Source organism: Pseudomonas sp. K5002 (genome assembly GCF_013386655.1).
Classification (GTDB): Bacteria; Pseudomonadota; Gammaproteobacteria; order Pseudomonadales; family Pseudomonadaceae; genus Aquipseudomonas.
The window spans coordinates 1-652 of the sequence record NZ_JACARK010001376.1; the positions used below are offsets into that span (position 1 = coordinate 1).

The following is a 652-nucleotide window of genomic DNA, read 5'->3' on the forward strand; positions in this document are numbered from 1 at the left end:
GCGCCGTGCTTGCGCCCTCGCCCCTTGGGCGCGTCGCCAGACGAAGCACTGCCCTTGTCGGCCCTTTTCGCCTGCCGGCTGAACAGCTCGCTCCCGGACAAGGTCTTGTGCGTCGCACTGTTCAACTCCAGCTGAACACTGCCCGCCGCTGTCACCGACTCGCCCAACACCTCTCGCTGACGGTAAGAGCTGACCCAGTTGAACGGGTCTTCATCCTGCTGGCCGGTCATCGACAGCACGGGCGCCGTTATCCGGGCGAACACGTCCGGCCGGGCATCGGCGTCCACATAAGGGCTGAGCAGCAACACCGCCTTGGGTTGAAGCCCGACACCCGGGGTGGCCCCAGGCTCCAACGCCCCGGCGAGTGCCTCAGCGGTCTGCGCGCCAAAATCAAAGCCGGCCACCACCACCTGGTTCCAGTCGATGGCCGCCAGTTGCGCGTCGCCTTTGGCGGCCCGTGCCCGAACTTCGCTCAGGACTTTCTGCAAGGTCGACAGCCTGTCACGCAGGGCGGCGGCGGAGTAATGACTGCTCGCCATCCCACGAAAGTCACCATATACCGCCTGCTGCGAGGCAAAGATCGACTGATCATGGGCGGGCTCCTGAACCGACAGCACCGCATAACCGGCCTGCGCCCAAGCCTTGCGCCACG

Annotated in this window: 1 pseudogene; it reads right to left on the bottom strand. The window is 65.8% G+C overall.

What is annotated here, in order from left to right:
• A pseudogene (locus HX846_RS36510) lies at nt 1-652 on the bottom strand (alpha/beta hydrolase); the annotation flags it as partial.